At 68.0% G+C, this 6,240-nt stretch carries 6 protein-coding genes; 3 read left to right on the top strand and 3 right to left on the bottom strand.

Annotated elements, in window-relative coordinates; translation table 11 throughout:
• Positions 1-167: 167 nt before the first annotated feature.
• From sdhA to sdhC, 3 genes are read right to left on the bottom strand one after another with little or no spacing between them, the layout of a single operon-like run.
• Positions 168-1,973, bottom strand: coding sequence for a succinate dehydrogenase flavoprotein subunit (gene sdhA / locus ASE78_RS15960; protein WP_056498455.1), 1,806 nt, complete (start codon positions 1,971-1,973; stop codon positions 168-170).
• Positions 1,973-2,359, bottom strand: a complete 387-nt coding sequence (gene sdhD / locus ASE78_RS15955) for a succinate dehydrogenase, hydrophobic membrane anchor protein (protein WP_055757507.1) — start codon at positions 2,357-2,359, stop codon at positions 1,973-1,975. Before sdhD ends, sdhA begins: the two co-directional genes overlap by 1 nt.
• Entirely contained in the window at positions 2,359-2,769 is a 411-nt protein-coding gene (gene sdhC / locus ASE78_RS15950; protein WP_056498452.1) for a succinate dehydrogenase, cytochrome b556 subunit, read from the bottom strand. The genes sdhD and sdhC overlap by 1 nt, the downstream gene beginning before the upstream one ends.
• Before the next feature lie 239 nt (positions 2,770-3,008).
• On the opposite strand from sdhC, the gene ASE78_RS15945 reads away from it, so the two are divergent.
• From ASE78_RS15945 to ASE78_RS15935, 3 genes are all read left to right on the top strand, one after another.
• Positions 3,009-4,358: a methyl-accepting chemotaxis protein gene (locus tag ASE78_RS15945; RefSeq protein WP_056498450.1), complete on the top strand. Its 1,350-nt coding sequence runs from the start codon at positions 3,009-3,011 to the stop codon at positions 4,356-4,358.
• Between the two features lie 225 nt (positions 4,359-4,583).
• Positions 4,584-5,279: an SDR family NAD(P)-dependent oxidoreductase gene (locus ASE78_RS15940; protein ID WP_056498448.1), complete on the top strand. Its 696-nt coding sequence runs from the start codon at positions 4,584-4,586 to the stop codon at positions 5,277-5,279.
• Positions 5,276-6,211 carry a 50S ribosomal protein L11 methyltransferase gene (locus tag ASE78_RS15935; protein ID WP_056498446.1) on the top strand — a complete coding sequence of 312 codons (936 nt, stop codon included), beginning with the start codon at positions 5,276-5,278 and terminating at the stop codon, positions 6,209-6,211. The genes ASE78_RS15940 and ASE78_RS15935 overlap by 4 nt, the downstream gene beginning before the upstream one ends.
• The last annotated feature ends 29 nt before the right edge of the window (positions 6,212-6,240 follow it).

Raw genomic sequence — 6,240 nt, 5'->3', positions numbered from 1 at the left:
CCGGCCCCTCCCTTGTCAGGGAGGGGAGGTACCACGAACGCACCTGCTCCGCGCCTCCGCGCGAACCCATCCTGCCTTCTTCAAGGCCGTCGCGCCGGCGCGCGCAAACGAAAAAGGGCGACCGGTCCGAAAACCGATCGCCCCCGCTCAGCACCCGGAAAAAGCGCTCAGTACACCCGCTTCTTCGGCTTGATATATTCCGCCTCGTCGGTGAGCGTATAGTCGTGGACCGGGCGATAATCGATCGCCGTGGTGCCCGTCTTGCCGCCCCAGCCGTCGAACGTCGCGATGGTGTGCTTCATCCAGTTCGCGTCGTCGCGATCGGGGAAGTCCTCGTTCACATGCGCGCCGCGGCTTTCCTTGCGGTTCTGCGCCGACTTGATCGTCACCACCGCCTGCGACAGCAGATTGTCGAGTTCGAGCGTCTCGATCAGGTCGGTGTTCCACACCAGCGACCGGTCGGTGACGTTCACATCGGCCATCGAGCGATAGATGCCGTCCATCAGCTCGACACCCTCATTCAGCAGCGCGTCGTCGCGGAACACCGCGCAATGCTTCTGCATCGTCTTCTGCATCGCAAGGCGGATCTTGGCGGTCGGCGTCGATCCGCTGGCGTTGCGGAACGTGTCGAGTCGCGCCAGCGCCAGATCGGCCGAACCCTCGGGCAGCGGCTTGTGCGGCGTGCCGGGCTTCAGCGTCTCCTTGAGGCGCAGGCCGGTCGCGCGGCCGAACACCACCAGATCGATCAGCGAGTTGGACCCCAGACGATTGGCACCATGGACCGACACGCAGGCGGCTTCGCCGACCGCGAACAGCCCCGGCACGACCGCATCGGCATCGTCGCCACGCCGGGTCACGACCTCGCCATGATAGTTACACGGGATGCCGCCCATGTTGTAATGGACCGTCGGCGTCACCGGCAGCGGCTGGCGCGTCAGGTCGACGCCGGCGAAGATTTTGCCGGTTTCGGTGATGCCCGGCAGGCGCTCGGCCAGCACCTTGGGATCGATATGGTCGAGGTGCAGGAAGATATGGTCGCCGTCCTTGCCGACGCCGCGCCCTTCGCGCATCTCCATCGCCATCGACCGGCTGACGACGTCGCGGCTGGCGAGATCCTTGGCCGAGGGGGCGTAGCGTTCCATGAACCGCTCGCCGTCCTTGTTGGTCAGGTATCCGCCCTCGCCGCGCGCGCCCTCGGTGATGAGGACGCCCGCGCCATAGATGCCGGTCGGGTGGAACTGCACGAATTCCATGTCCTGCAGCGGCAGGCCGGCGCGCAGCACCATGCCGCCGCCGTCGCCGGTGCAGCTATGCGCCGAGGTGGCGGAATAATAGCAGCGGCCATAGCCGCCGGTCGCCAGCACCACCGAATGGGCGCGGAACCGGTGGATCGATCCGTCCTCCATGCACAGCGCGATGACGCCGCGGCACACGCCGTCCTCCATGATGAGGTCGAGCGCGAAATATTCGATGAAGAAGTCAGCGTCATACTTCAGCGACTGCTGGTACAGCGCGTGGAGCATGGCGTGGCCGGTGCGGTCGGCGGCGGCGCAGGTGCGCTGCACCGGGGGGCCCTCGCCCATGTTCTGCATATGGCCGCCGAACGGACGCTGGTAGATCGTCCCGTCCTCGTTGCGGCTGAACGGCACGCCGGCATGTTCCAGCTCGATGACCGCCGCCGGTGCCTCACGCACCATATATTCGATCGCGTCCTGATCGCCCAGCCAGTCCGATCCCTTGACGGTATCGTACATGTGCCACGACCAGTGATCGGGCGAATTGTTGCCGAGCGACGCGGCGATGCCGCCCTGCGCCGCGACGGTGTGGCTGCGGGTCGGGAACACCTTGGTGATGCACGCGGTCTTCAGGCCCGCCTCGGCGATGCCCATGGTGGCGCGCAGGCCCGATCCGCCTGCCCCCACGACCACCGCGTCATAGGTGTGGTCGATGATCTTGTAAGCGTCGGTGGCCATTATGCGGGCGTCCCGGTGAAAGCGATCTTGAGGATCGAGAAGACGGCAAGCAGCCAGGCCGCGCCATAGACGAAGTTCAGCGCGATCATCAGCACGACCTTGGTCTCGTCATGCTGGTAATCCTCGATCACCGTCTGGAGCCCCAGCTTGGCGTGATAGACGACCGAGGTGACGAGGAGGAGGAGCGGCACCGCGCCCCATGCCGATCCGACCCAGTCGACCATCGTCTTGTAATCATGGCCCGGCAGCAGCGCGAGGCTGAGGATCAGCCACGTCATCAGCAACAGGTTGGCGCCGGCGGTCAGCCGTTGCTGCCAGAAATGATGCGCGCCGGTCTTGGCCGACCCCAGGCCGCGGACGCGACCGATGCTCGTACCATTGCCCATTACTGCTTCCCCACGATCAGCCACGCCCACAGCAGGACGGTCGCCGCGACGCCGAACACGATCGTCGCGATGGCGCTCTGCCGGTTGCCCTTCAATTCGAAATTCGCGCCGACATCCATGAAGAAGTGACGCACGCCGTTGCCGACATGCTGGAACAGCGCATAGCTGAGCCCGATGCCGAACAGATACCCGACCGGGGCGAGCGGCCCGGTGAACCACGACAGGAAGCGCGCATAGCTGTCCTCGCCGCCGGACAGCGCCGCCAGCCACCACACGAACAGCGCAAGGCCGACGGTGCCCATCGCCACGCCGGTCGCGCGGTGCAGGATCGACACCAGCATGTTCGGACCCCAGCGCCAGACCTGAAGATGGGGCGAGGTGGGACGGTTCTTGGGGCGGACGGTTGCCAAATTCGGATTCCTTTGGCTCGGGGCCTTGAAATATTGTGGCCTATCTACGCACCCGCGTCCCCGATGCAAGGGTCGTTGCGCGAGTCCGGTACTCTATGGACTGCTCCGGCAACGCCCGATCAGGGCGGTGCCGGCCCGCTCGAGGCAAGCGACGCAACGCGCTGTTAACCCTTCCGGCGGTACTCCGGCAAGGAGCAGATGTCCCACGGTGCGTGGGCGGGCACAGGGGATCAGGACAGGTGGCGACCAGACAGCTTCCGGCAGCCGAAAGCGTGAGCGGGACGATCGACCTGCAGGAACGCCTGCGCATCTTCAACATCAGCGAGGACGACGTGCTCGGCTCGCGCGCGCTGTGGAGCGTCATCGAACCCGAAGCGCGCAGCATCGCCACCAGCCATTTCGATCAGGCACAGCGCGTCGGCGCGCTGCCCAGCCTGCACACCGACTTCGACCGCATGGTGCAGCTCGGCGTGAACTATCTGCGCAACCGCTTCACCGACCTGACCGGCATCGCCTGGGTCCAGTCGATCGAGCGTACCATCGCCACCGCCTTCTCGCGCGACGTGTCGCTCACCGCCGTCCTGTCGATGACCGATGCCGGGGCGCGCGCCACCTTCGACGTGCTGCGCCGGGCGATCACCGACGAGGAAACCTTCCGCGAGGCGGCCGAACTGCTCTTCCGCCTGCGCTCGATCGAGATCGATATTTTCGTCTCGCTCTACAACGCCTATTTCCAGCATGATCTCCAGGTCGGGCGCGACCGGCTGGCGCATGAATTCCGCGACAACATCGGCGCGACGGTCGAACGCGCCAGTTCGGAAAGCGATTCGCTGCGCGTCCATGCCGGGCGCACCTCGGCCAGCGCGCGCGGGATGCTCGGCAAGGCATCCGAAGTCGCCGCCGCCGCCGAACAGTCGGCGGTCGCGATGCGCGAGGCGGCGGCGACCTCCGCCGGCCTGATCCGCGCGATCGAGGATGCGCGCACCGAGGTCGAGGCGGCGGCCGAGATCGCCACCCGCGCCTCGAAACAGGCGGGCACCGCCGTCGGCATGTCCGAAACCCTCTCCGATCACGCCAAGTCGATCGAATCGATCCTCGGCCTGATCCGCGACATCGCCGGGCAGACCAACCTGCTGGCGCTCAACGCCACGATCGAGGCGGCGCGCGCGGGCGATGCCGGCCGCGGCTTCGCGGTGGTGGCGCAGGAGGTGAAGAGCCTCGCCAGCCAGACCGCGCGCGCGACCGACGACATCGCCGCCAAGATCGCCGCGATCCAGGCCGCGACCCGCTCGACCGTGGAAACCAACGCCTCGATCCGCGCGACCGTGACCGAGGTGCAGGAAAGCGCGATCCGCATCCGCCACGCGATGGAAGTACAGGCGCAGACCGTCACCGCGATCACCGCCGCCGTCGACGAAACCGCGCTCGCCGCCGATTCGATGTCGTCGACGATCGCCGCGATCCGCGAGGATACCGAAACCGTCGCGTCGGAGATCGACCGGGTGGGCGACGGCTTCACCTCGCTCGACCAGGAACTGGGCGCACTGAAATCGAGCGCGGTCGACTTCATCGGCAAGGTCGCGGCGTAAGGCGGCGTAAGGCCGGCCACGCTCCCCCGTTTCGTCATCCCGGCGAAGGCCGGGATCCACCGTGCCGCCAGGGCCGAACCCTTCGGCGTTTGCGGAACCATGGATCCCGGCCTCCGCCGGGATGACGGATTCGGTAAAGGTGACAACTCCGCCACGATCGTCACCCCGAAACGGGTCCGGGGTGACGGTTGCTCCGGCAAGCGCGTCCCCCTACACCCCCGCCCCATGGCCAACATCCTCCTCACCGGCGGGTCGCGCGGGATCGGCGCGGCGATCGCCGACACGCTCCGCCCCGACCATGCCCTCGCCGTCCAGTCGACCAGCGGGCCGCTCGCCGCCGACTTCGCCGATCCCGCCGCCCCCGCCGACCTCTGGGCGCGCGCGCTCGACGCGCTCGACGGCCGGATCGATGTCCTCATCAACAACGCCGGCGTGTTCGACGCCAACCCGCTCGACCTGCCCCATGCCGACTGGGTCGCCGGCTGGGAGCGCACGCTGCGCATCAACCTCACCGCCGCCGCCGAACTGAGCCGCCTCGCTGTCACCCACTGGCAGGACACCGGCACCCCCGGCCGCATCGTCAACATCGCCAGCCGCGCGGCGCATCGCGGCGACAGCCCGGCGCACTGGCATTATGCCGCATCCAAGGCCGGCATGGTCGCGATGACCAAGACCATCGCCCGCGCCTATGCCAAGGACGGCATCCTCGCCTTCGCCATCTGCCCCGGCTTCACCATGACCGGCATGGCCGAGGATTATCTGGCAAGTCGTGGCGGCGACAAGCTGCTCGCCGACATTCCGCTCGGCCGCGTCGCCATGCCGGACGAGGTCGCCGCCATCGCCCGCTTCTGCGCGACGGACGCCCCGCCGTCGATGACCGGCGCGGTGCTCGACGTGAACGGCGCGAGCTACGTGCGATGAGCTGGAAACTCACCCTTCCCTGCACCCGCGCCGAGGCCGAGGCGATCGACGCCGCCGACGATTACGGCTTCGATCCCGCGCCCGTGCTGATGACCACCGAAACGGTCGAGGACGATACCGAGACGTGGCGGCTCGACGCCTATTTCGAGGGCTGGCCCGACGAGCAGGCGGTCGCCGCGATCGCCGCGCTGGTGCCGAGCGCCGCCAATGCGGTGCCGACGCTCACCGAACTGGGCGACGAGGACTGGGTGACGATGAGCCAGGCGGGGCTCGAACCGCTCCACGTCGGCCGCTTCTTCGTCCACACCGCCGCGTGGGACGGCGATCACCCGGCGGGCACCCGGCCGTTCCTGATCGACGCCGGCCGCGCGTTCGGCACCGGCCATCACGAAACGACCAGCGGCTGCCTCGCCATGCTCGATTCGCTGGCGGACCGCTTGTTCGCCAACGTCATCGATCTAGGCACCGGCACCGGCCTGCTCGCCTTCGCCGCGCGCGAATTGTGGCCGCAGGCACGGGTGATCGCGACCGACATCGATCCGGTGGCGATCGACGTCACCGCCGCAAACGCCGCGCTGAACCGCTCCGAGCGCGTCGAGCTGATCGTTGCCGACGGCGCACTGGCGCAAGCGATCACCGACGCCGCGCCCTACGACCTGCTGATCGCCAACATCCTCGCCGGTCCGCTGATCTCGATGGCCCCCGAAGTCGCCGCCATCGCCGCGCCCGGCGCGACGATCGTGCTGGCCGGCCTGCTGGAGACCCAGCGCGACGCGGTCGTCGCCGCCTATGCCGCGTGCGGCACGGTACTGGAAGAGGTCGACCGCCGCGGCGACTGGAGCGTGCTGCGCCTCACCGCCGGCCGGGAACGCTACATCCCCACCGCCCCGATCGATCCCAAGGGCCGCGACGGCTGGGCACTGGACCTGTGATTCCTCCCCTCCCTGACAAGGGAGGGGTC

The sequence above is a fragment of the Sphingomonas sp. Leaf25 genome (genome assembly GCF_001421635.1).
Classification (GTDB): Bacteria; Pseudomonadota; Alphaproteobacteria; order Sphingomonadales; family Sphingomonadaceae; genus Sphingomonas.
Note: the sequence above shows the minus strand (reverse complement) of the source record. Positions and strands in the feature narration are given on the sequence as shown.

Coding starts and splice junctions, on each gene's coding strand:
- sdhA (WP_056498455.1), bottom strand. CDS start 1,973: ATGGCCACCGACGCTTACAAGATCATCGACCACACCTATGACGCGGTG.
- sdhD (WP_055757507.1), bottom strand. CDS start 2,359: ATGGGCAATGGTACGAGCATCGGTCGCGTCCGCGGCCTGGGGTCGGCC.
- ASE78_RS15940 (WP_056498448.1), top strand. CDS start 4,584: ATGGCCAACATCCTCCTCACCGGCGGGTCGCGCGGGATCGGCGCGGCG.
- ASE78_RS15935 (WP_056498446.1), top strand. CDS start 5,276: ATGAGCTGGAAACTCACCCTTCCCTGCACCCGCGCCGAGGCCGAGGCG.